Genomic DNA, 21300 nt, shown 5'->3' with positions numbered 1-21300 from the left:
CCGGCCCCGCTGTTCGTCAGGTCAGACTGTCGGGTATGCCGGCGGCGTCCACTCCGGCGCCGGCTTGCGGAAGTAGGCGTTCGACGGCGGCAGCGCCAGCATGATGATCACGGCCAGCATCGACAGCAGCAGCACCACGCTCAGCACCGTGCTCACCGGGGTGGTCCAGCCCGGCATGGCCTCGGCCATGCGCTCGGTGACCTCCTGCTGGTCGATGCCACCGGCGTTGGACGAGCTGAGGCTGCTTCCGATCCCCTGGAACGCCAGGCCGAACCCGATGCAGCACAGGCCGATGCCGCCCAGCACCCATGTGGTGATCCGGGCCCACTGCTTGCCCTTGTTCACGAACAGGCCGAGCACGACGAAGAACACGGCGAGCACCGCGTACAGCGCGGCGCCGATGTAGGCCCCGATCATCGCGGCGGTGGCACTGGTCTCCGCGACGCTGGAGTCGATACCCGCGTCCCGGTAGATGTCCTCGATGAGGCCCTCGGGCAACGAGGCGAACGTGTACACCGAGATGGCCGCGCTGATCAGCAGGGCGGCGGAGACGACGTAGAGCAGCAGGGCGGACACGGATACCGTGGCCGGCCGCGGAGTGGAGCCCGGCGCGGCGGGAACAAGGTAACCGCTCGGAGGTGGCGTGTACGACATGCAGCACACCGTAATCGCCGACCGCCAGACGCGCCTGCGACCTCAGATCGATCGCCGCTCACCCCTCAGGAGGAGACGCGCCCAGTCCGCCACGGCCCGCACACGGCGACGGGAGTGGGTCCACCACTCACGTCGTCTGCGAATGACCGGTTCAGGCCAGCTTGAGCGCGTCTCCGTCGCGGTCGATGAGCACCGTGTCGCCGTCGCGGATCTCGCCGGAGAGCAGCGCCTTGGCCAGCTTGTCGCCGATGGCCGACTGCACCAGCCGCCGCAGCGGGCGGGCGCCGTACACCGGGTCGTAGCCGTGGCTCGCCAGCCACTTGCGGGCCACGTCGGAGACCTCCAGGGTGAGCCGCCGGTCGGCCAGCCGCCGGCGCAGGCGGCTCAGCTGGATGTCGACGATGTGGGTCAGCTCGTCCTGGGTGAGCGCGTGGAAGACCACGATGTCGTCGAGCCGGTTGAGGAACTCCGGCTTGAAGTGGGTACGCACCACCGCCATCACCGCGTCGCGGCGCTGCTCCTCGGACAGGGTCGGGTCGGCGATCGCGTGCGAGCCCAGGTTCGAGGTGAGAATCAGGATCGCGTTGCGGAAGTCGACGGTGCGGCCCTGGCCGTCGGTGAGCCGGCCGTCGTCGAGCACCTGCAGCAGCACGTCGAACACGTCCGGGTGGGCCTTCTCCACCTCGTCCAGCAGCACCACCGAGTACGGCCGGCGCCGCACCGCCTCGGTGAGCTGGCCGCCCTCCTCGTACCCGACGTAGCCGGGCGGGGCGCCGACCAGCCGCGCCACCGAGTGCTTCTCCGCGTACTCGCTCATGTCGATGCGGACCATGGCCCGCTCGTCGTCGAACAGGAACTCGGCGAGCGCCTTGCCCAGCTCGGTCTTGCCGACGCCGGTCGGGCCGAGGAACAGGAACGAGCCGGTGGGCCGGTCCGGGTCGGCGACGCCCGCGCGCGCCCGGCGCACCGCGTCGGAGACCGCGCCGACGGCCTCGGCCTGGCCGATCACCCGCGAGCCCAGCGACTGCTCCATACGCAGCAGCTTCTCGGTCTCGCCCTCCATCATGCGGCCCGCCGGGATGCCGGTCCACGCGGCGACGACCTCGGCGATGTCGTTCGCCCCGACCTCCTCCTTGAGCATCGCGCCGTTGGTCTGCAGCGCGGCCAGCTCGGCCTCGGCCCGCGCCTGCTCGCGCTCCAGCGCCGGGATGCGCCCGTAGCGCAGCTCCGAGGCGCGGCCCAGGTCGAGGTCGCGCTCGGCCCGGTCGGCCTGGTCGCGCACCTCCTCCAGCTGCTCCTTGGCGGCCGAGATGGCCTGGATGTGCTGCTTCTCGTTGCGCCAGCGGTCGGACAGCGCGGCCATGTGCTCCCGCTTGTCGGCCAGCTCGGCACGCAGCTTGGTCAGCCGCTCCGCCGACGCCGGGTCGGGCTCCTTGGCCAGCGCCATCTCCTCGATCTCCAGGCGGCGCACCTGGCGCTCGATCTCGTCGACCTCGGTGGGCCGGGAGTCGATCTCCATGCGCAGCCGGGAGGCGGCCTCGTCCACCAGGTCGATCGCCTTGTCCGGCAGGAACCGGTCGGCGATGTACCGGTCGGACAGGCTCGCCGCGGCGACCAGCGCGCCGTCGGTGATGCGCACGCCGTGGTGCACCTCGTAGCGTTCCTTGAGCCCGCGCAGGATGCCGATGGTGTCCTCGACGGTCGGCTCGCCGACCACCACCGGCTGGAAGCGGCGCTCCAGCGCCGGGTCCTTCTCGATGTTGTCGCGGTACTCGTCGAGCGTGGTCGCGCCGACCATGCGCAGCTCGCCGCGGGCCAGCATGGGCTTGAGCATGTTGCCCGCGTCCATCGAGCCCTCGCCCTTGCCCGCGCCGACGACCGTGTGCAGCTCGTCCAGGAAGGTGATGACCTGGCCGTCGCTGCCCTTGATCTCCTCCAGCACGCTCTTGAGCCGCTCCTCGAACTGCCCGCGGTACTGCGCCCCGGCGACCATCGCGCCCAGGTCGAGGCTGACCAGCTTCTTGTCCCGCAGCGACTCGGGCACGTCACCGGCCACGATGCGCTGGGCCAAGCCCTCGACGATGGCCGTCTTGCCGACGCCGGGTTCTCCGATCAGGACCGGGTTGTTCTTGGTACGCCGGGACAGCACCTGGATCACGCGGCGGATCTCGGCGTCGCGGCCGATCACCGGGTCGACCTTGCCGTCGCGCGCCCGCGCGGTCAGGTCCACGCCGTACTTCTCCAGCGCCTGGTACTGCTGCTCGGGGTCGGGGCTGGTGACCCGGCGGTCCCCGCCGCGGATCTGCGGGAACGCCGCGACCAGTGCCTCCTCGGTGGCGCCGGCCTGCTTGAGCGCCTTGCCGACCGCGCCGCCGACCCGGGCCAGCCCGGCCAGCAGGTGCTCGGTGGAGACGTACTCGTCGCCGAGCGGGCGGGCGATCTGCTCGGCCGCGTTGATCGCGTTGACCAGTTCCCGGGACAGGCTCGGCTCGGCCACGCTCGACCCGCGCGCCGTCGGCAGCTGCTCGACCGCGCGCGCGGCGGCCCGGCGCACGTCGGCGGGGTTGGCCCCGACCGCGCGCAGCAGGCCCGCGGCGGTGGAACCGCCGGTGTCGAGCAGGGTCAGCAGCAGGTGCCACGTCTCGACCGTGGCGTGGCCCCGCTGCTGCGCCGTCGCCGCCGCATCGGTGATGACCTCGCGGCTCTTCGTGGTCAGACGCTGAGTGTCCATACGCTCCCTCGACTGATGGTCTCCGAACCAAAGTTGAGCCTACTGCACTCAACTTGTCCGGGCCAGTCTGGAGGGAGCCGCCGGCGGCCTACTTCACGGTGACCTTCACCCAATCGCGCCGCCACCCCGTGCCGGTGCCCAGATAGAACTCGCCGTATGCGTCCTGCCGGGCGAACAGCGTGCCGTCGGGCAGCGCGGTGACCCAGTCGAGCCGCGGCGTGCCGGGGATCTCGACGTACCGCTCGGCCAGGTAGCCGACGGCGTCGGGCCCGGCGATGGCGAGCAGCCCGTCGCCTGCCGGGGTCACCGTGTACATCTGGTTCGGCTGCTCCCGCAGGCCCTCGATCGGGCGGGGCCGCCAGGCGCCGTCCACCAGCTGCCAGATCAGCGGCAGGCCGGTGGCCTTGAGCACCGAGCCGCGGAGCAGCGACGTCCCGCCGCCGGCGGACAGCATGTCCTGCTCGCCGACCAGCCACGTGTCACCGGTGGGGGAGACCCGCACCGACAGCATCCACAGCTTGCGGCCCGGCTGGTCCGGCACGGCCAGCCGCTGCCAGGTGCGCCCGCCGTCGACGCTGCGGGCGGTCTCCTTCCTCGGCTCCAGGGTGGTCAGCCAGATCGCGCCGTCGGGCGTGGCGACAGCGCCTGCGCCCTGGTAGCCGCCGGGCAGCGGCACCGGCCTGCCGGTCTGCCAGTCCCGCAGCACCGGCTCGTCGGCGGCGTAGTCCACGCCGTAACGCACCCCGGTGGCGGCGTGGTAGCCGGCCGGCACGGTGGGGCTGAAGGTGAAGGTCAGGCCGCCGTCGCGGGACAGGTGGTAGCCGCCCGCCCGGTCGCCCCAGATCATCATCTGCTTCGGGCCGACCACGTACAGCTGGATGCTCTCGTCCTCGGCCAGCGGCATCGGGCGGGCCTGCCAGGTCGCCCCGGCGTCGGCGGTCGCGAACAGCCGGCCCCGGCAGGTCCCGCTGCCGCCGCAGTCGGTGAAGACGGCGTAGCCGTTGCGGGCGTCGGCGAACTCGACGAACGGGTGGTAGTCCGGCGGCACGCCGACGTCGGCCGTGCGCTCCTGCACCACCGCCCGCGCGGGCGGGGACGCCGCCGTGCCGGGAGGCGGCGCGGCCGGGGACGGGCCGGAGGCCTCGCCGCGCGGGGTGCACGCTGTCACCAGCGCGAGCCCGAGCGCCGTCAGAAGCAGTGGGCGCACGCGGCCCGCGAACCTGTTCACGCTGGCGGAAGTCATACCGGGTCGAGCCGCGAGCGGGCGGGCCGGTTCCCGTCGTGGCCCGCTCGTGCCGGTCGATGGGAGCGCGCTTCCGGTGTCCCGACGCCGAGCGGCCGTGCCGGGTTGGTCGCAATGCGTAACAGGTTGATGAAAGTACGCGCCGTGACCTTCCCTTGACCTGGGCGGGCGCGCTAGCGTGTCGCGGCAGCAGCGCCGCTGAATCTGGCCGCGTCTTCCCCCATCCCGCGTCTTCACAGCGGAGGAGATATCGATGAGCGCTTCTCCGGCGGTGTTCCGAGGATTCGCCAACCCGGTCGACCCCACCCCCAACGAGTTGCGCACCTGGGCGTACGCGCCGGACTCCGTGCCGCTCACCGCCATGCCGCCGGACTGGGACCTGCTCGTCTCCGGTGACCGGCTCATCGGGACCCTGTTCGACCTGGCGATGGACACCAGCTGCCCGGCCCGCCGCTTCACCATGCACTGCCTGTACATCTACGCCGCCGACGCGATCCGCACCGGCTTCAAGGCCCACCCTCGGCGCAAGCTGCGCAAGATGGTCGAGGAGGCCGAGGAGGAGGGCGACGAGCAGATGGCGATCTGGGCCCACAACACCCGCGTGCTGCTGGCCCGTCCCCAGCTCTTCGACTACCACGACTGGTGCGAAGGCGGCCTGGTCCGGCACTCGCGCAGGCTCCAATAATTCGCCGCACACACGGCTCCCCGCGGAACTGACCGCGGGGAGCCGTGGCGCGATACGACCTATTTCTTGTCCATCTTGTCGATCGCGTCTTTGGCCATGTCCTGGGCCTTGTCGACGTGACCCGCGTACTTGCCGCCGGTCTTGTCGTCGACGGCGTCGCCCGCCTGGTCGACGGCCTTCTTGGCCTTGTCCTGCATCTGCTTGGCCTTGTCCGAGGCCTGGTCCGCCTTGTCGTCGATGCCGAGGGCGTCCTTGGCCTTGTCCAACATGCCCATTTCATCCCCCTCCGGGCCAGTCCGACAATTCGGACTGATCCCTCATCGAGGATACCGGCCGGTGGCCGGCCGGGCTCAGCCTTCGCTGGAACGCGGCCGCCACACCACCAGGGCGGTCGAGGTGCGGGTGCTCGGCAGCAGATCGGTGCGCGGGAACGCGGAGATGGTCTCCAGCTGCGCCAGCCGCCGCTCGGCGTACGCCAGCTGCTGGTGGGCCTGCTCCAGCCGCTCGCGCAACTCCAGCACCAGCTGCTCCAGATCGATGATCCGCTTGACGCCGGCCAGGCTCACGCCCTCCTCCTGGCTCAGCCGCTGGATCTCCCGCAGCAGCTCGACGTCGCGCAGGCTGTAGCGGCGTCCGCCGCCCGCGGAACGGCCCGGCTCGACCAGACCCATCCGGTCGTACTGCCGCAGCGTCTGCGGATGCATGCCGGCCAGCTGCGCGGCCACCGAGATGAGCAGCACCTTAGCGTGCACGTCCACTGTGGATCACCTCCGTTCCAGGTGGTCCCGCCGCACCGGCGGGGCCAGCTCGGTGAAGCGCACCAGCGCGTCCCGGGCTTCCTCGGAGAGCTGCTGCGGCACCACTATCTCCACGGTAACCAGCAGATCCCCGCTGTGGCCATCACGTTTGGGCACACCCTTGCCCCGCACCCGCAGCAGCCGCCCGCTGGGCGTGCCGGCGGGCACCTTGACCTTCATCATGCCGTCCAACGTGGGCACCCGGACCTCCGCGCCGAGCACCGACTCGGCGAAGGTCACCGGGACCGTCACGGTCAGGTCGTCGCCGTTGCGGCCGAACATCGCGTCCGGGCGCACGATCGCGCGGATGTACAGGTCGCCGGGGGCGCCACCGCGCTCGCCCGGCTCGCCGCGCCCGGCCAGCCGGATGCGCTGCCCGTCGGAGACACCGGCCGGGATGCGTACGGTCAGCGTGCGGGTCTTGGTCACCCCGCCGGTGCCGTGGCACTCCGGGCACTTCTGGTCGACGACCGTGCCCACGCCCTGGCAGTCACGGCAGGCCTCGGAGAAGCCGAACGCACCCTGGTTGCGGTTGACCACACCGGTGCCCTGGCAGTGCGGGCAGGCCCGGGGACGGGTGCCCGGCTTGGCCCCGTCGCCGTGGCAGGTGTCGCACACGCCCAGCGTGCGCAGCGTCAGCGGCTGGGTGGTGCCCTGCACCGCGTCGGCGAAGTCCAGGAAGATCTCGGCCTCGACGTCGCGGCCGCGGGCCGGGCCGCGCGGGGGAGCGCCGGGGCCGGTGGCCCCGCCCGAGAAGATCGAGCCGAACAGGTCGGAGAAGCTCGCGCCGCCGAACCGCTGGTCCGGGCCCTGGCGTCCGCCGCCCTGGCCGAACAGGTCGTTCACGTCGAAGTGCTGCCCGCCCGCGCCGCGCGCGCCCCGGCGGAACGCGCCGGCCTCGAACAGCGAGCGCATCTCGTCGTACTCACGCCGCCGGTTCTCCTCCGACAGCACGTCGTACGCCTCGGACACCGCCTTGAAGCGCTCCTCGGCGGCGGTGTTGCCGGGGTTGTGGTCAGGATGCAGCTCGCGTGCGAGTCTGCGGTACGCCTTCTTGATCTCGCTTGCGGTGGCGTCCTTGGCCACTCCGAGCACGGCGTAGAAATCCTTCTCCAGCCAGTCTTTCGAGCTCATCCGTCCCCCTCCCCCTGTCGTGATCGAAGCTCCCTTCCCGCACCGGTGTTCGGCGCGGGAAGAGAGCTCCGGTCATGTTGTCATTCCGGCGCTGCTACGGCCACCATCGCGGGGCGGAGCAGGCGCTCGCCCAGCAGGTAACCACGGCGCATCACGTCGATGCACGTCGGCTCGGTCACGTCGGCGGACGGCAGGTGCGCCACCGCCTCGTGCCGGTTCGGGTCGAAGGCGTCGCCCTTCTCGCCGAACGCGGTCAGGCCGAACTTCGCCACCACCGCGGCGATCTGGTCGGCCACCGCGCCGAACGGCCCGCTCAGGTCGCCGTGCTCGCGCGCCCGGTCCAGGTCGTCGAGCACCGGCAGCAGCGCCGTCAGCACCTGACCGGTGGCCAGCTCGGCGGAGACCGTGCGGTCCCGCTCCACCCGCTTGCGGTAGTTGGCGTACTCGGCGGTCACCCGCTGCAGGTCGGCGGTGCGCTCTTCCAGAGCGGACCGCAGCTGCGCGAGTTCCGCGCCCAGCGCCGCCGGCGCCGCCTCGGGCTCGGGCGCGGCCGGCGCGGTGACCGGCTCGGCCTCCACGACCTCGCCCTCCACCGCCTCGGCGGCTTCCGGCTCGGCCTCGGCAGCCGCCTCCGGCTGCGCGACGACCGGCACCTCGACGGTGTCCTGGCCGGCGACAACCTGGTCGGTGACGTCCGCGGTCGGGTTCTGCTCGGTGCTCTCCTGCGCAGGGGTCCCCTGCTCCACTCCGGTAGTGGCTCGTCCCGGAACCGCGCCTGGACGGCCGGCTTCCGAGGACTCCCCACCACCGTTCGGCTGTTCGGTGCCGGCCGCCGGGGCGGCCGGCGTCGCCGGCTGCTCGGACATGGTCGCTCCGCTCGGGCTGATCTTTCGCTTGTTCTTGATCACGATGCGCTCGCCGGCGGGGGACTGCTCCTCCGCCGGCGAGGCACCCTGTGCCGCTTCGGTCACTTCTTGCCCTCGTCGTCGATGATCTCCGCATCCACGACGTCGTCGTCGGCACGGCCACCGGCCGCGTCGTGCTGCTGGCCCGCACCGGCCGCGGCCGGGTTGTCACCCTGGTTGTACAGGGCGGAGCCGGCCGCCTGGGAGACCTGCGCGAGCTTCTCGTGCGCCGACTTGATCTTCTCCAGGTCGGTGCCCGCCAGGGCACTGCGCAGCTCGCTCAGCGCGTCGTTGATGTTCTCCTTGGCGTCGGACGGCAGCTTGTCGCCGCTCTCCGCCAGGAACTTCTCGGTCTGCCACTGCAGGGCCTCGGCCACGTTGCGGGTCTCGGCCTCCTCGCGGCGGCGGCGGTCCTCCTCCGCGTGCTCCTCGGCGTCGCGGCGCATGCGCTCGATGTCGTCCTTCGGCAGCGACGAGCCGCCGGTGATCGTCATCGACTGCTCCTTGCCGGTACCGAGGTCCTTCGCCGAGACGTGCACGATGCCGTTGGCGTCGATGTCGAAGGTGACCTCGATCTTCGGCACGCCGCGCGGGGCCGGCGCGATGCCGGTCAGCTCGAAGGTGCCGAGCTTCTTGTTGTACGCTGCCATCTCGCGCTCGCCCTGGAAGACCTGGATGAGCACGGAGGGCTGGTTGTCGTCCGCGGTGGTGTAGACCTCGGAGCGCTTGGTCGGGATGGTGGTGTTGCGCTCCACCAGGCGGTGCATGATGCCGCCCTTGGTCTCGATGCCCAGGCTCAGCGGGGTCACGTCCAGCAGCAGGACGTCCTTGACCTCACCCTTGAGCACACCGGCCTGCAGCGCGGCGCCGACGGCGACGACCTCGTCCGGGTTGACGCCCTTGTTCGGCTCCTTGCCGGTGAGCTGCTTGACCAGGTCGGTCACGGCGGGCATCCGGGTGGAGCCGCCGACCAGGATGACGTGGTCGACGTCGACCAGCTTCACGCCGGCGTCCTTGATCGCCTGCTCGAACGGCGCCTTGCAGCGGTCCAGCAGGTCCTGGGTCATGCGCTGGAACTCGGCCCGGGTGAGCGTGACGTCCAGGTGCAGCGGGCCCTCGGCGCCGGCCGTGATGTACGGCAGGTTGATGCCGGTGGTGTTGGCGGCGGACAGCTCGATCTTGGCCTTCTCCGCGGCCTCCTTGAGGCGCTGCATGGCCATCTTGTCCGCGCCCAGGTCCACGCCGTACTGGCCGCGGAAGGTCTTCACCAGGTGCTCGATGATGCGCTCGTCCCAGTCGTCGCCACCGAGGTGGTTGTCGCCGGAGGTCGACTTGACCTCGACGACGCCCTCGGCCAGCTCCAGCAGCGAGACGTCGAACGTGCCGCCGCCGAGGTCGAAGACCAGGACGGTCTGCTCCTTGGAGCCCTTGTCCAGCCCGTACGCCAGCGCGGCGGCGGTGGGCTCGTTGACGATGCGCAGCACGTTGAAGCCGGCGATCTCACCGGCCTCCTTCGTCGCGGTGCGCTGCGCGTCGTTGAAGTACGCCGGGACGGTGATCACGACGTCGGTGACGGTCTCGCCGAGGTAGGCCTCGGCGTCGCGCTTGAGCTTCTGCAGCACACGCGCGGAGATCTCCTGCGGCGTGTACTTCTTGCCGTCGATGTCGACGGTCCAGTTGGTGCCGACCTCACGCTTCACGGACCGGATGGTGCGGTCCGGGTTCGTGACGGCCTGGCGCTTGGCCACCTCGCCGACGAGCACCTCACCGTTCTTGGCGAACGCCACGATCGAGGGCGTCGTGCGGGAGCCCTCGGCGTTCGCGATGACGGTGGGTTCGCCACCCTCGAGCACGGCCATACAGGAGTTGGTCGTACCCAGGTCGATGCCGACCGCACGTGCCATGTTCGTGTTCCTCCAAGATCAAGGTCGCCGGAGACTCAAGTTGAGTCCGGACGGCTCAATACTGACATGAGACCGGGAAGTGTCAAGCGGAAGGTTGAGTCGGTCACACTCAAGTTTGACGGTGTCCTAGTGAGTTGTCCCTTTTCCGCTTACGCTTCCCCTGTGTATGACCAACGAGTAACCGAGGAGGGCGCGGTGCGCACCGGCCCCCTGCTCGCAGTGGTCGGCGGGCCGACCGGCGCGGGCAAGTCCACGCTGGTCAACAGCCTGGTTCGGTCACCCGTGAGCGCCACCGGCATCCTCCGGCCCACCACCCGCAAACCGGTCCTGGCCTGCCACCCCCGCAGCGTGGCGGCGACCCACGTGGCCGGGCTGCAGCCGATCGCCGCACCCGCGCTGCCCGCGCACGTCGCGATCGTGGACTCGCCGGACCTCAACGCGGTGGACCAGAAGAACCGGGCGGCCACCGACGCGGCGTTCGAGCGGGCCGACCTCTGGATCTTCGTGACCACGGCGAGCCGCTACGCTGACGCCGAGGCGTGGCGGCACCTGAGGGCCGCGCAGCAGCGCCGGGTCGACCTGGCGGTGGTCCTCAACCGGCTGCCCACCGAGGCCGCTGACGAGATCCTGCCGCACCTGACCCAGCTGCTCGGCGAACCGGTGCCCCTGTTCGTGGTGGCCGAATCGGCGCTCGACCGGCAGGGCATGCTCTCGGACCGAGTGGTAACCCCTATCTGGGAGTTCCTCGACAAGACCGCTAGTGCGAAACTTGCCGAGTCAAGATGACACGGACGGCCGCTTCCGCGGGCGACGAGGGTTCAGGTCGGCAGGGCGTCGGCTGAGGAGAGCGTGAGGAGGGACCAGTGGCCCACTCCACCCCCGGCAGTGAGTCCGTCACCACCAAGCTCGACATGGTCCAGCAGTTCGTCGACCTCGCGGGCGAGCATCTCGCCGGCGAGCCGGCGCTGGAGAACGCGCGGACGCTCGCGGAGCGCTCCGCCGATCGGCTGCGGCTGGCCCGCGGGTTCACCACCATCGCGCTGGCCGGCACCACCGGCAGCGGCAAGTCCAGCATGTTCAACGCGTTCACCACGATCGACCGGTCGCCGGCGGGCATCCTGCGCCCGACGACCTCCGAGCCGTACGCGTGCGTCTGGGGCAGCCTGACCTTCGCCGACGAGCTGCTCGACTGGCTCGGCGTGTCCTCGCGCCGCCGGTTCACCCGGGAGTCGGCGCTCGACGCCAACGACGAGGTCGGCCTGCGCGGCATGATCCTGCTCGACCTGCCCGACGTCGACTCCGTCGAGCCGCGCCACCGCGCCGAGGTCGACCGGCTGCTGCACCTCGTCGACGTGGTCATCTGGATCTGCGACCCGCAGAAGTACGGCGACCAGCTCGTGCACGAGGGCTACCTGCGCCAGCTCGCCAGCTCGCGGGAGGGCCTGATCGTCGCCCTCAACCAGACCGACCGGCTGCAGCCCGCCCAGCTGCCCAAGGTCGGCGCCGACCTGCGCCAGCTGCTCGACGAGGGCGGCCTGTCGAAGGTCCCGCTGGTGCCGACCTCGGCCACCGGGGAGGTCCCGCAGCTGCCGCCGGCCAAGCGCGGCCCGATCAAGCCGAAGCCGGGCCCGTTCGTCGCCGAGCGCTCCACCCGCGGCCACTCCGGCGTCTCCGCGCTGCGCGCGCTGCTCGAACCGATCATCCTGCGCGGCACGCTGGCCGAGGAGTCCGTCGACCGCGACCTGACCGCGAGCATCGCCGACCTGGGCAAGCTCATCGGCGGCCCGGCCAGCCCGCCGACGATCAACCCGCTGGTCCGCGGGCTGTCCTCGGCCGGCACCGACGCCGCCCGCATCGAGCAGACCATCCAGGCGTACGCCGCGAGCGCCTCCGTCGGCCTGCCCGGCCCCTGGGCCAGGGCCGTCGAGCAGGCCGCCCGGTCCCGCCTGCACGAGCTGCCCGCCGCGCTGGGCCAGGCCGTCGCGTTCGCCGACGCCCAGCGCCCGCGCCGCAACTGGCTGCCCGGCGGCAAGAAGCGCGCCGACCAGAAGACCGAGTTCGTGCTGCGCGCCGAGATCGACAAGGTCGCCCTGCGGTACGTCGTCGAGCCGGTACGCCGCGCCCTGGCCGCGTACGAACGCGCCCGCACCTCCCTCACCTGATCCGGCCACGCACCGATACCGCGATTTCCCGCATCTCGCGGCGACGTCGCCGGTTCGGGGAATCAAGATCTGTTTTTGTGGACGCTGGACGCCGCTACAGGGACGTCCAGCGTCCACGAAAACGAATCATGGTCGGCGACCGCCGAAGGCGGCGCGGTCAGCGGTGCGCGGAGCGCCCCTGCCCGTGGCGGCTCTCGACCTTGCCGCCGTGGCCGGAACGCATGGCGGCTTTCCTGCCGATCTGATGATCCTTCGCCTTGCCGTGCGGGACACCGGCCTTGCCGTGCCGGGCGCCGGCCTTGGTGTGCTGTGCGCCGCCGTTGCCGTGCCGGACACCGGCCTTGCCGTGCCGCGACCGGGCCCCGTCGTGCCCGCTCGCCATCTTTCCGAGGTCTGTTTTCACCCCACCGGAGCGCGGGCCCTTGCGCTGCTCCGCGCGCCGCACCTCCGGCCGGAGCCGCTGCCGCGGCTGATCCAGGGATGCAGCCGCCTGGTGGAGCGCACGATCCCCGCGCACTCGGGGTGCCGAAGGCGCAGTCGGATCCGCTGACGCCCGCGCCTTCATCGCACGTCGGGGCGCACCGCTCCGCAGGAGACCAGACCCGAGCAGGCCCGCGGAACCGGCCGACGCCACTGCCGCCGCGCGCCCCGTGACCGGCTGCGGCGTCGTGGGACGCCGCACGATCGGCCGTGTCGATGCGAGCATCGCAGTCGCCGCAGGCCAGGCCCGTCCGGGCCGCTCGCACGGCTCGTCTCCAGGTCCGCCGGAGCCACCGCCCGGCCAGCCCGGCCAGCCCGGCCAGCCCGGGCCAGTCGGCCGACCGGGACCACCCGGCCAGCCGTGCCCACCCGGTCGCGCCGGCCCTTCCGAACCCGGCGGGCGACCGGGCCGGCCGGGTCCACCCGGCCACCAAGGTCCGCCAGGATGCGCGGGCCCGCCAGGGAACGACGGGCCACCAGGAAAGGACGGCCCGCCAGGGAAAGACGGCCCGCCAGGGAAGGACGGGCCGCCAGGGAAGGACGGGCCACCAGGGAACGAGGGCCCGCCAGGGAAGGACGGCCCCCCGGGGAACGGCGGCTCACCAGGACCGGATGGACCGCTACCGGGCGGAACGGGTCGGGTGGGTGTACCGGCGGGCGGGACGGGACGCTGCGGCACCGGACGGGCCGGTCGCCAGATCGGCCGGATCGGCAGCGTGACGGCGGGGCGGCGGTGTTCGAGCACGGGTACGGCGACGTCGTCGGGCCGCTCGTCGTCGTCCTCGTCGTCGCCCACCGCCGGTCCGCCGCGCTGGGCCAGCCCCGGGTCGTTCTGCGGGGCGGGCCGCAGCGGCCGCTCGGGCAGCTGGAACGAGCCGTGGGCCAGGTGGTCGCCGGGCACCACGAACGGCTGCACCGGCCCGGCCAGGCGCTCGCCGAAGTCGGGGTCGACCCCTTCGACGCCGGCACGCAGCACGATCCAGGTCGGTACGGCGGTGATCCCGACCAGCAGCGCGACCAGCAGGCCGTGCCGCCGGGAGGGGGGACGGCGGGGAGACGGGGCAACGGGGGCCTGGAACGCCGCCGGCACCGCGGGCGGCGGGGGCGACGGTGGCGGCGAGCCGAAGAGGTCTTCCAGGAAATTGTCGTCGGGCATCGGAGTGCTCCTAGGGCACGGGGGAATTCGCCCAGAATGCCCCAACGCCATCCATGATCCGGGTATTTGGGGTATTCCTGGAGCCAGGTTTTTCCGCTACCGGTTGCCAATATCACCTGCCCGGCCTGTGACTGCCGCCACCGATACGGCAGTATGGGGGCCAGGCGGCAGAGTGGCCGTGGTCACCGCGTACTCCGGACTCACTACTGCCGCAGCCAGGCGTCTTCGCCCCACGAGGGACTCGACGTGGCGCCACCGATGCGCGGCAGACACACCCCGTCGCCGACGCACCACTGACAGGGAGAACACGGATGACCAAAGTCGAGCGCGCGGCCTCTCGCCGCGGCGGCAAGCGCTCGGGGCCCCCCGAGCCGGAGTTCGTACAGCTCCTCACCCCCGAGGGTGACCGAGTCTCACACCCCGACTACTCCGTCGACTTCACCGACGACGAGCTGCGCGGGCTGTACCGCGACCTGGTCACGGTGCGCAAGCTCGACGCCGAGGCGACCGCTCTGCAGCGGCAGGGTGAGCTCGGCATCTGGGCCAGCCTGCTGGGCCAGGAGGCGGCGCAGGTCGGTTCCGGCCGCGCGCTGCGCAAGCAGGACATGGCCTTCCCGACGTACCGGGAGCACGGCGTCCTCTACTGCCGCAACATCGACCCGATCATGCCGCTGGGCCTGTTCCGGGGCGTGGACCAGGGCGGCTGGGACCCGGTGGCACACCGGTTCAACATGTACACGATCGTCATCGGCGCGCAGACCCTGCACGCGACCGGCTACGCCATGGGCATCGTCAAGGACGGCAAGGTCGGCGACGACGACGAGACCAGCGAGGCCGTCATCGCCTACTTCGGCGACGGCGCGACCAGCCAGGGCGACGTCAACGAGTCGTTCATCTTCAGCAGCGTGTACAACGCGCCGATCGTGTTCTTCTGCCAGAACAACCAGTACGCGATCTCCGAGCCGCTGGAGCGCCAGACCCGCATCCCGCTGTACCAGCGCGCGGCCGGCTTCGGCTTCCCCGGCATCCGGGTCGACGGCAACGACGTGCTGGCGACGTACGCGGTGACCCGCGCGGCGCTGGACAACGCCCGCCACGGCCAGGGCCCGACCCTGATCGAGGCGTACACGTACCGCATGGGCGCGCACACCACCTCCGACGACCCGACGCGCTACCGCGTGGCCAGCGAGGTCGAGGCGTGGCAGGCCAAGGACCCGGTCGTGCGCATGCGCAAGATGCTGGAGAAGCAGGGCCTGGCCGACGAGGCGTTCTTCGCCGCCGTCGACGAGCAGGCCAAGGTCGAGGCCGTGGCGCTGCGCGAGCGGGTGCTGTCGATGCCCGACCCGGATCCGGCGACCATGTTCGACCACGTCTACCCCAACGGCTCGCCGCTGATCGACAAGCAGCGCGCCGAGTTCGAGACCTACCACGCCTCGTTCGAGGGGAGCCACTGATCATGGAGACGCTTACCCTCGGCAAGTCGCTCAACCTGGGCCTGCGCCGCGCGATGGAGGACGACAGCAAGGTCCTCATCATGGGCGAGGACGTCGGCAAGCTCGGCGGCGTGTTCCGCATCACCGACGGCCTGCAGAAGGACTTCGGCGACGACCGCGTCATCGACACCCCGCTGGCCGAGGCCGGCATCGTCGGCACCGCGATCGGCCTGGCGCTGCGCGGCTACCGCCCGGTCGTCGAGATCCAGTTCGACGGCTTCGTCTACCCGGCGTACGACCAGATCGTGTGCCAGGTGGCGAAGTTCCACTACCGGTCCCGGGGCAAGGTCAGCCTGCCCATGGTCATCCGGATCCCGTTCGGCGGCGGCATCGGCGCGGTCGAGCACCACTCGGAGTCGCCCGAGGCGTACTTCTCGCACACGGCCGGTCTCAAGGTCGTGGCGTGCAGCAACCCGTCCGACGCGTACTGGATGATCCAGCAGGCCATCGCCAGCGACGACCCGATCATCTTCTTCGAGCCGAAGCGCCGCTATTGGGAGAAGGGCGAGGTCGACACGGCCGCGCCGCTGTCCGCGGCGTACCCGCTGCACAGCTCCCGGGTGCTGCGCCCGGGCACCGACGCGACGCTGCTGGCGTACGGCCCGATGGTGCGCACCTGCCTGGATGCCGCGACCGCGGCGGCCGAGGACGGCCGCAACCTGGAGGTCATCGACCTGCGCACGCTGTCCCCGCTGGACATGGTCCCGGTGTTCGAGTCGGTCCGCAAGACCGGCCGGGCCGTGGTCGTGCACGAGGCCCCGGGCAACATCGGCCTGGGCGCCGAGGTTGCCGCGCGCATCTCCGAGGAGTGCTTCTACTCCCTGGAGGCCCCGGTGCTGCGGGTGACCGGCTACGACATCCCCTACCCGGCTTCCCGGGTGGAGGAGGAGTTCCTGCCCGACCTGGACCGCGTGCTCGAGGCCGTCGACCGTTCCTTCGGGTTCTGAGGAGGGGTGCACTGATGGCGATCAACCAGTTCCCCCTGCCCGACCTCGGTGAGGGTCTGACCGAGGGCGAGATCCTCAAGTGGCTCGTCGCCGAGGGCGACGTCATCGAGCTGAACCAGCCCATCGTCGAGGTGGAGACCGCGAAGGCGGCGGTCGAGATCCCGGCGAAGTGGGCCGGCACCGTCGTGAAGATCTTCGTGCCCGAGGGCACGGTGGTCGAGGTCGGCTCCCCGATCATCTCGATCGACACCGGCGGCCCGTCCGCGCCGGTCGCCGACGACATGTCCCAGGGTGCCGCCGCCCAGGCCGAGAAGGCTGCCGGCGAGGCCACGGGCGGCCTGATCGGCGAGACGACCGCGTCCGGCCGCACCGCGGTGCTGGTCGGCTACGGCCCGCGGGTCACCGCCGCGAAGCGCCGCGCCCGCAAGGGCGACACCCCTGCGGCTCCGGCTGCCCCGGCCCCCGTGGCCGCGGCTCCGGTGGCGGCTGCTCCGGCCGCGCCCGCTCGGGCGGCCCAGCCCGTGGCTCCGGCGGCTCCGGCCGCCCCGGCGAAGGCTGCCACCGCCCCGGCCGGTGCTGCTCCGGCTGCCAACGGGCACGGCGTGCTGGCGAAGCCGCCGGTCCGGATGCTGGCCCGCACGCTGGGCGTGGACCTGTCCACGCTGACCGGGACGGGCCCGCAGGGCTCGATCACCCGGGACGACGTGCAGGCCGCGCTGGCGGCCCCGGCCGCCGCCGCGCCGCGTGCGCAGGTGGTCATGGTCGCGGGCGAGCGCGAGACCCGTGTCCCCATCAAGGGGGTACGCAAGCTCACGGCCGCCAACATGGTCGCCTCGGCCTTCACGGCTCCGCACGTCACCGAGTTCCTCACGGTCGACATGACGCGCTCGATGAAGGCGCTGGAGCGGCTGAAGGCCGACCGCGAGTGGCGTGACGTGCGCGTCTCGCCGCTGCTGCTGGTCGCCAAGGCGGTGCTGCTGGCGGCGAAGCGCCACCCGATGGTCAACTCGTCGTGGGACGAGGCGGCGCAGGAGATCGTGGTCAAGGACTACGTGAACCTGGGCATCGCGGCGGCCACCGAGCGCGGCCTGATCGTGCCGAACATCGCCGACGCGGGGCGGATGTCCCTGCGGGAGCTGGCCGACGCGATGACCGATCTGGTGGCGACGGCGAAGTCGGGCAAGACGCCGCCGTCGGCGATGTCCGGCGGCACGTTCACGATCACCAACGTGGGCGTGTTCGGCGTGGACACCGGCACCCCGATCCTGCCCCCGGGCGAGGCCGCGATCCTGGCCTTCGGCGCGGTGCGGGAGACCCCGTGGGCGCACAAGGGCAAGGTCAAGCTGCGCCAGGTCACCACGCTGGGCCTGTCGTTCGACCACCGCATCATCGACGGCGAGCTGGGCTCGAAGTTCCTCCGGGACATCGGCGCCTTCCTCACCGACCCCGAGGCGATGCTCCTCGCCTGGACGTGATCCGATGGGAAGGGCACCTTCTACAACGCATAGCGATGTGAAGGTGCCCTTCCTTTGTTCGAGGGGCGGGCGTCGTGATCCATGACACTGATCCGTTCGCGACCCCGGAATCGGAGCGCAGTGATGTGCGCCGGTTGCGGGGGCGGTTCGGGATGACGGTCTGCCTGTGGACCGCGCCGGGTCCGGCCGGGCTGACGGTGTCGTCGACGCTGGTGGCCGACGGGGACCCGGGGCGGCTGCTGGGCATCGTCGATGACGAGTCGGAGCTGTGGCCGGCGATCGAGCGGGCGGGCGTGTTCGCGGTGACGCCGCTGGGTGAGGCGCACCGGCAGCTGGCCGACCGCTTCGCCGGGCTGATGCCCGCGCCGGGCGGCCTGTTCAAGCAGGAGGCGTGGACGCAGACGCCGTACGGGCCGATCCCGGCGGGCACGGGCACCTGGGCGGGCTGCCGGCTCGACGGTGCACGGCCGTTCGGCTGGGGCCTGCTGGTCGAGGCGAGCCTGATGGAGATCACGCTCGGTGCGCCCGCGCCGCCGCTGCTGCACCATCGTGGCAGGTACACGACACTGTCGTGATCAAGGCGGATCGCCGGGCAACCGGCGTGTGAGCTGCCGCGCCACGATCATCACGTACCCCGGCGTTGTCGCGGGGGCCTCGTAGGCTGGTTCTCATGTCCCAGCAGACGCCTGACGAACCCGAGGCCACCCCCAAGGCTGGGGACGCCGGTGCCGAGGACGCGTCCTCGGCCAAGCCCGCACAGCGCCCGACCGGCCGGGCGTCGGTCGGCCGCGCCTCCGTGACGCCGCCTCCGGGCGGCTTCGCCAACCTGCCCACCGGCCCGTACCCGTCGGTCGGCGGGTCGTCGGGCGACGACAAGAACAAGCCGTCCGCGCGCGTCTACGGCAAGGCCGCCGCAGGCGGCTCGGCGTCGGCCGACAAGGCGGACGACAAGGCCGCGGGCCGCGGTTCCGCCGCGCGAGCCACCAGCGGGCGGGCCTCGGTGCCGACCGGTCCGGCGGGCTCGGCGCGGCCGTCAGGCTCGTCCTCGTCGTCGCGCGGGCGCGGCAACGGCGGCTCGGCGCGGGTGCCGGTCTCCACCGCCGGCAACACGTACGGCTCCGCGAAGAAGAAGGTCCAGCCCAAGTGGGGCCGGATCGCTCTGGTGGCGTTGATCGCGCTGGCGCTGTGCGGCGGTCTCGGCCTGGGCGGCGCGTGGCTCTACGCCAAGAGCGTCGAGGGCGACCTGTCCCGCACGGACCCGTTCAGCGCGCTCACCGGCGGCCGGCCGCCCAAGACGGTCAACGGCAGCCAGAACATCCTGCTGGTGGGCAGCGATTCGCGGGACCCGGACGCGCCCACCGACAAGGGCGGGCAGTGGCGCACCGACACCATGATCATCATGCACATCCCGTCCTCCCAGGACCGGGCGTATCTCATCTCGCTGCCCCGGGACCTGCACGTCTACATCCCGAAGGATGCCGCGCAGGCCGACTGCGGCACGCGCAAGGCGAAGCTGAACGCCGCGTACGCCTTCGGCGGCATGCCGCTGCTGGTGAAGACGGTCGAGTGCTACGCCGCGGTGCGCATGGACCACGTGATGCTGATCGACTTCGGCGGCTTCACCGAGGTGGTCGACGCGATCGGCGGCGTGGACATGAAGATCGAGAAGACCATCACCTCGATCCACAAGCCCAAGCGCACCTTCACCAAGGGCACCATGCACCTCAACGGCGCCGAAGCGCTGGACTACGTACGCCAGCGCAAGCAGTTCCCGGACGGCGACTTCGCCCGGATGCGCCACCAGCAGCAGCTGCTCAAGGCGCTGCTGGACAAGGCGGCCAGCGGCGGCATCCTGACCAGCCCCGGCAAGCTCAACGACTTCCTCGGGGCGGTCACCAGCGCGGTCACCGTCGACCAGGAGTTCAAGCTGATCGACATGGCGATCCAGTTCCGCGGCATCCGCAGCGACGACTTGATCTTCCTGACCAGCCCGCACCTGGGCAGCCAGATGGTCGGCGGGGAGAGCGTGGTCGTGTCGGACAAGCCGAAGGCCATCGCACTCTACGAGGCGGTCGGCAAGGACCAGATGAAGCAGTGGTACGAGACCAACGTCAGCCCGCCGCCGTCACCATCTGTCAATAATTAGCAATGAAAATTCGTCGCAAATCGGTCTAAACACATCTGATTTGGTCTATGCAGCCTCGCGGTTCCGTAGGCCGAGCTATTACAGTGGCTCGGTCTACGGTCAACCAGACCCCCGGGGGAACGCGTGGCGAACAAGCAGCGGCGAGGCGGTGCCAAGAACACCGTGCCCAGCCAGCGGAGCCGCCGGCCCGCCGACGCGTACGACGACGAGCCCTCCGGCAGGAAGACCGGCCACTCGCTCAACAAGGGCAAGGGCAAGAAGAAGTCCAAGCGCGCCGCCCCCCTCTGGGCGAAGCTGACGCTGACCTTCGGCGCCCTGCTGATGTTGGTCGCCGGCGGCGCGATTGTCGGTGTCAAGTCGTTCGAAGGCCAGCTCACGGACAACGTCGCCGTCGTCGACGTGCTGGGCGACGCCGGCAAGACCGACACCGGCCCGAAGGGCAGCGACCTCAAGGGCGCGATCGACATGCTGCTGCTCGGCATCGACGTGCGCGCGACCCAGGAGAAGGACAACGCCCGCGCGGACACGGTCCTGCTGCTGCACATCCCGGCCACGCACGACCAGGCATACCTGATGTCGATCCCGCGTGACACCCAGGTCTCCATCCCGGCCAACCCCAAGACCAGGTACAGCGGCGGCACCAACAAGATCAATGCGGCCTTCTACTTCGGCGCCCAGAACGGCGGCGGCTGGGCCGGCGGCTTGGGCCTGACCGCCAAGACGGTCACCAAGCTGACCGGCATCACCTTCGACGGTGCCGCCGTCATCGACTTCGGCGGCTTCAAGAAGATCATCGACGCCCTGGGCACGGTGAACGTCTGCGTCGAGGAGGACACGAAGTCCAGCCACTACTTCATGATCGACGGCAAGCCGAAGTACGTCTCCGGCTCGGGCAACGACAACCTGGCGGTGGAGCGCAGGCTCGGCCTGCTCGGCAAGGAGTACCTGCACAAGAAGGGCTGCCGGGAGAAGCCGGGCTGGGAGGCCCTGGACTACTCCCGTATCCGCAAGTCCCTCGACGACGGCGACTACGGCCGCCAGCGCCACCAGCAGCAGCTGATCAAGGCGATGGCGAAGAAGGCCGGGTCCAGCGGTGTGCTGACCGACCTCGGCAAGGTCAACGCCCTGATGAAGGCCGTCGGCGAGTCCATGATCCTGGACACGCACGGCGTCCCGCTGATCGACTTCATGTTCTCCCTGAAGGATCTGGCCGGCGCCGACCTCGTGCTGCTGAAGACTAACGCGGGCTGGTACAACAGCTCCGGCAGCGGCGGCGAGGCGCTCAGCTCCAACACGATGCAGATGTTCCGGGCGGCCAAGAATGACCAGCTCGGACAATTCGCGCTGCTCAACCCGGAGTTCGTGAACAGGGAGAAGTGACGGCGTCG

General features: G+C 71.2%; 17 protein-coding genes and 1 pseudogene. 10 read left to right on the top strand and 8 right to left on the bottom strand.

Annotated features, from left to right (window positions below; translation table 11 throughout):
• Positions 1-21 precede the first annotated feature (21 nt).
• The 3 genes from Cco03nite_RS25155 to Cco03nite_RS25145 all read right to left on the bottom strand — a co-directional run bounded on the left by Cco03nite_RS25155 (position 22) and on the right by Cco03nite_RS25145 (position 4592).
• Complete coding sequence (locus Cco03nite_RS25155) at positions 22-654, bottom strand: hypothetical protein (RefSeq protein ID WP_203694665.1); 633 nt, start codon at positions 652-654, stop codon at positions 22-24.
• Positions 655-805: 151 nt separating this feature from the next.
• Complete coding sequence (gene clpB / locus Cco03nite_RS25150) at positions 806-3385, bottom strand: ATP-dependent chaperone ClpB (protein ID WP_203694664.1); 2580 nt, start codon at positions 3383-3385, stop codon at positions 806-808.
• A gap of 88 nt (positions 3386-3473) precedes the next feature.
• Positions 3474-4592: a WD40/YVTN/BNR-like repeat-containing protein gene (locus Cco03nite_RS25145; RefSeq protein ID WP_203694663.1), complete on the bottom strand. Its 1119-nt coding sequence runs from the start codon at positions 4590-4592 to the stop codon at positions 3474-3476.
• Between the two features lie 289 nt (positions 4593-4881).
• Here Cco03nite_RS25145 and Cco03nite_RS25140 point away from each other — a divergent pair, with 289 nt between their 5' ends.
• Positions 4882-5313 (top strand): hypothetical protein, encoded by a 432-nt coding sequence (locus Cco03nite_RS25140; protein WP_203694662.1) that lies wholly within the window; start codon positions 4882-4884, stop codon positions 5311-5313.
• 59 nt (positions 5314-5372) lie between these two features.
• Here Cco03nite_RS25140 and Cco03nite_RS25135 read toward each other — a convergent pair whose 3' ends face one another.
• The 5 genes from Cco03nite_RS25135 to dnaK form a co-directional block, all read right to left on the bottom strand.
• Positions 5373-5588 carry an antitoxin gene (locus Cco03nite_RS25135; protein WP_203694661.1) on the bottom strand — a complete coding sequence of 72 codons (216 nt, stop codon included), beginning with the start codon at positions 5586-5588 and terminating at the stop codon, positions 5373-5375.
• Positions 5589-5663: 75 nt separating this feature from the next.
• Positions 5664-6071, bottom strand: a complete 408-nt coding sequence (locus tag Cco03nite_RS25130) for a heat shock protein transcriptional repressor HspR (RefSeq protein WP_203694660.1) — start codon at positions 6069-6071, stop codon at positions 5664-5666.
• Between the two features lie 6 nt (positions 6072-6077).
• Positions 6078-7244: a molecular chaperone DnaJ gene (dnaJ, locus tag Cco03nite_RS25125; protein ID WP_203694659.1), complete on the bottom strand. Its 1167-nt coding sequence runs from the start codon at positions 7242-7244 to the stop codon at positions 6078-6080.
• Between the two features lie 80 nt (positions 7245-7324).
• The gene (gene grpE / locus Cco03nite_RS25120; protein WP_203694697.1) at positions 7325-8110 is read right to left on the bottom strand and encodes a nucleotide exchange factor GrpE; all 786 of its coding nucleotides are present in this window, start codon (positions 8108-8110) and stop codon (positions 7325-7327) included.
• Between the two features lie 101 nt (positions 8111-8211).
• Positions 8212-10053, bottom strand: coding sequence for a molecular chaperone DnaK (dnaK, locus tag Cco03nite_RS25115; RefSeq protein WP_203694658.1), 1842 nt, complete (start codon positions 10051-10053; stop codon positions 8212-8214).
• Positions 10054-10215: 162 nt separating this feature from the next.
• Between dnaK and Cco03nite_RS25110 the strand changes: the two genes are divergently transcribed.
• The 9 genes and pseudogenes from Cco03nite_RS25110 to Cco03nite_RS25070 all read left to right on the top strand — a co-directional run bounded on the left by Cco03nite_RS25110 (position 10216) and on the right by Cco03nite_RS25070 (position 21292).
• Positions 10216-10839, top strand: a complete 624-nt coding sequence (locus Cco03nite_RS25110) for a GTPase domain-containing protein (protein ID WP_203694657.1) — start codon at positions 10216-10218, stop codon at positions 10837-10839.
• Between the two features lie 77 nt (positions 10840-10916).
• Positions 10917-12215, top strand: a complete 1299-nt coding sequence (locus Cco03nite_RS25105) for a P-loop NTPase family protein (RefSeq protein WP_203694656.1) — start codon at positions 10917-10919, stop codon at positions 12213-12215.
• 184 nt (positions 12216-12399) lie between these two features.
• Positions 12400-12765 (top strand): hypothetical protein, encoded by a 366-nt coding sequence (locus Cco03nite_RS25100; protein ID WP_203694655.1) that lies wholly within the window; start codon positions 12400-12402, stop codon positions 12763-12765.
• A 1397-nt stretch (positions 12766-14162) separates the two neighbouring features.
• Positions 14163-15305, top strand: a complete 1143-nt coding sequence (gene pdhA, locus Cco03nite_RS25095) for a pyruvate dehydrogenase (acetyl-transferring) E1 component subunit alpha (RefSeq protein WP_203694654.1) — start codon at positions 14163-14165, stop codon at positions 15303-15305.
• Complete coding sequence (locus Cco03nite_RS25090; RefSeq protein ID WP_203694696.1) at positions 15302-16291, top strand: alpha-ketoacid dehydrogenase subunit beta; 990 nt, start codon at positions 15302-15304, stop codon at positions 16289-16291. Before pdhA ends, Cco03nite_RS25090 begins: the two co-directional genes overlap by 4 nt.
• 14 nt (positions 16292-16305) lie before the next feature.
• Positions 16306-17766 (top strand): dihydrolipoamide acetyltransferase family protein, encoded by a 1461-nt coding sequence (locus Cco03nite_RS25085; protein ID WP_373314317.1) that lies wholly within the window; start codon positions 16306-16308, stop codon positions 17764-17766.
• A gap of 68 nt (positions 17767-17834) precedes the next feature.
• Positions 17835-18341 (top strand): annotated as a pseudogene (locus Cco03nite_RS25080) (flavin reductase family protein); the annotation flags it as partial.
• 95 nt (positions 18342-18436) lie between these two features.
• Positions 18437-19912, top strand: coding sequence for an LCP family protein (locus Cco03nite_RS25075; RefSeq protein WP_203694653.1), 1476 nt, complete (start codon positions 18437-18439; stop codon positions 19910-19912).
• A 123-nt stretch (positions 19913-20035) separates the two neighbouring features.
• On the top strand, positions 20036-21292 hold the full coding sequence (locus Cco03nite_RS25070) for an LCP family protein (protein ID WP_239167640.1): 1257 nt from the start codon (positions 20036-20038) through the stop codon (positions 21290-21292).
• Positions 21293-21300: the final 8 nt, after the last annotated feature.

The organism is Catellatospora coxensis, assembly GCF_016862635.1.
Classification (GTDB): Bacteria; Actinomycetota; Actinomycetes; order Mycobacteriales; family Micromonosporaceae; genus Catellatospora; species Catellatospora coxensis.
Note: the sequence above shows the minus strand (reverse complement) of the source record. Positions and strands in the feature narration are given on the sequence as shown.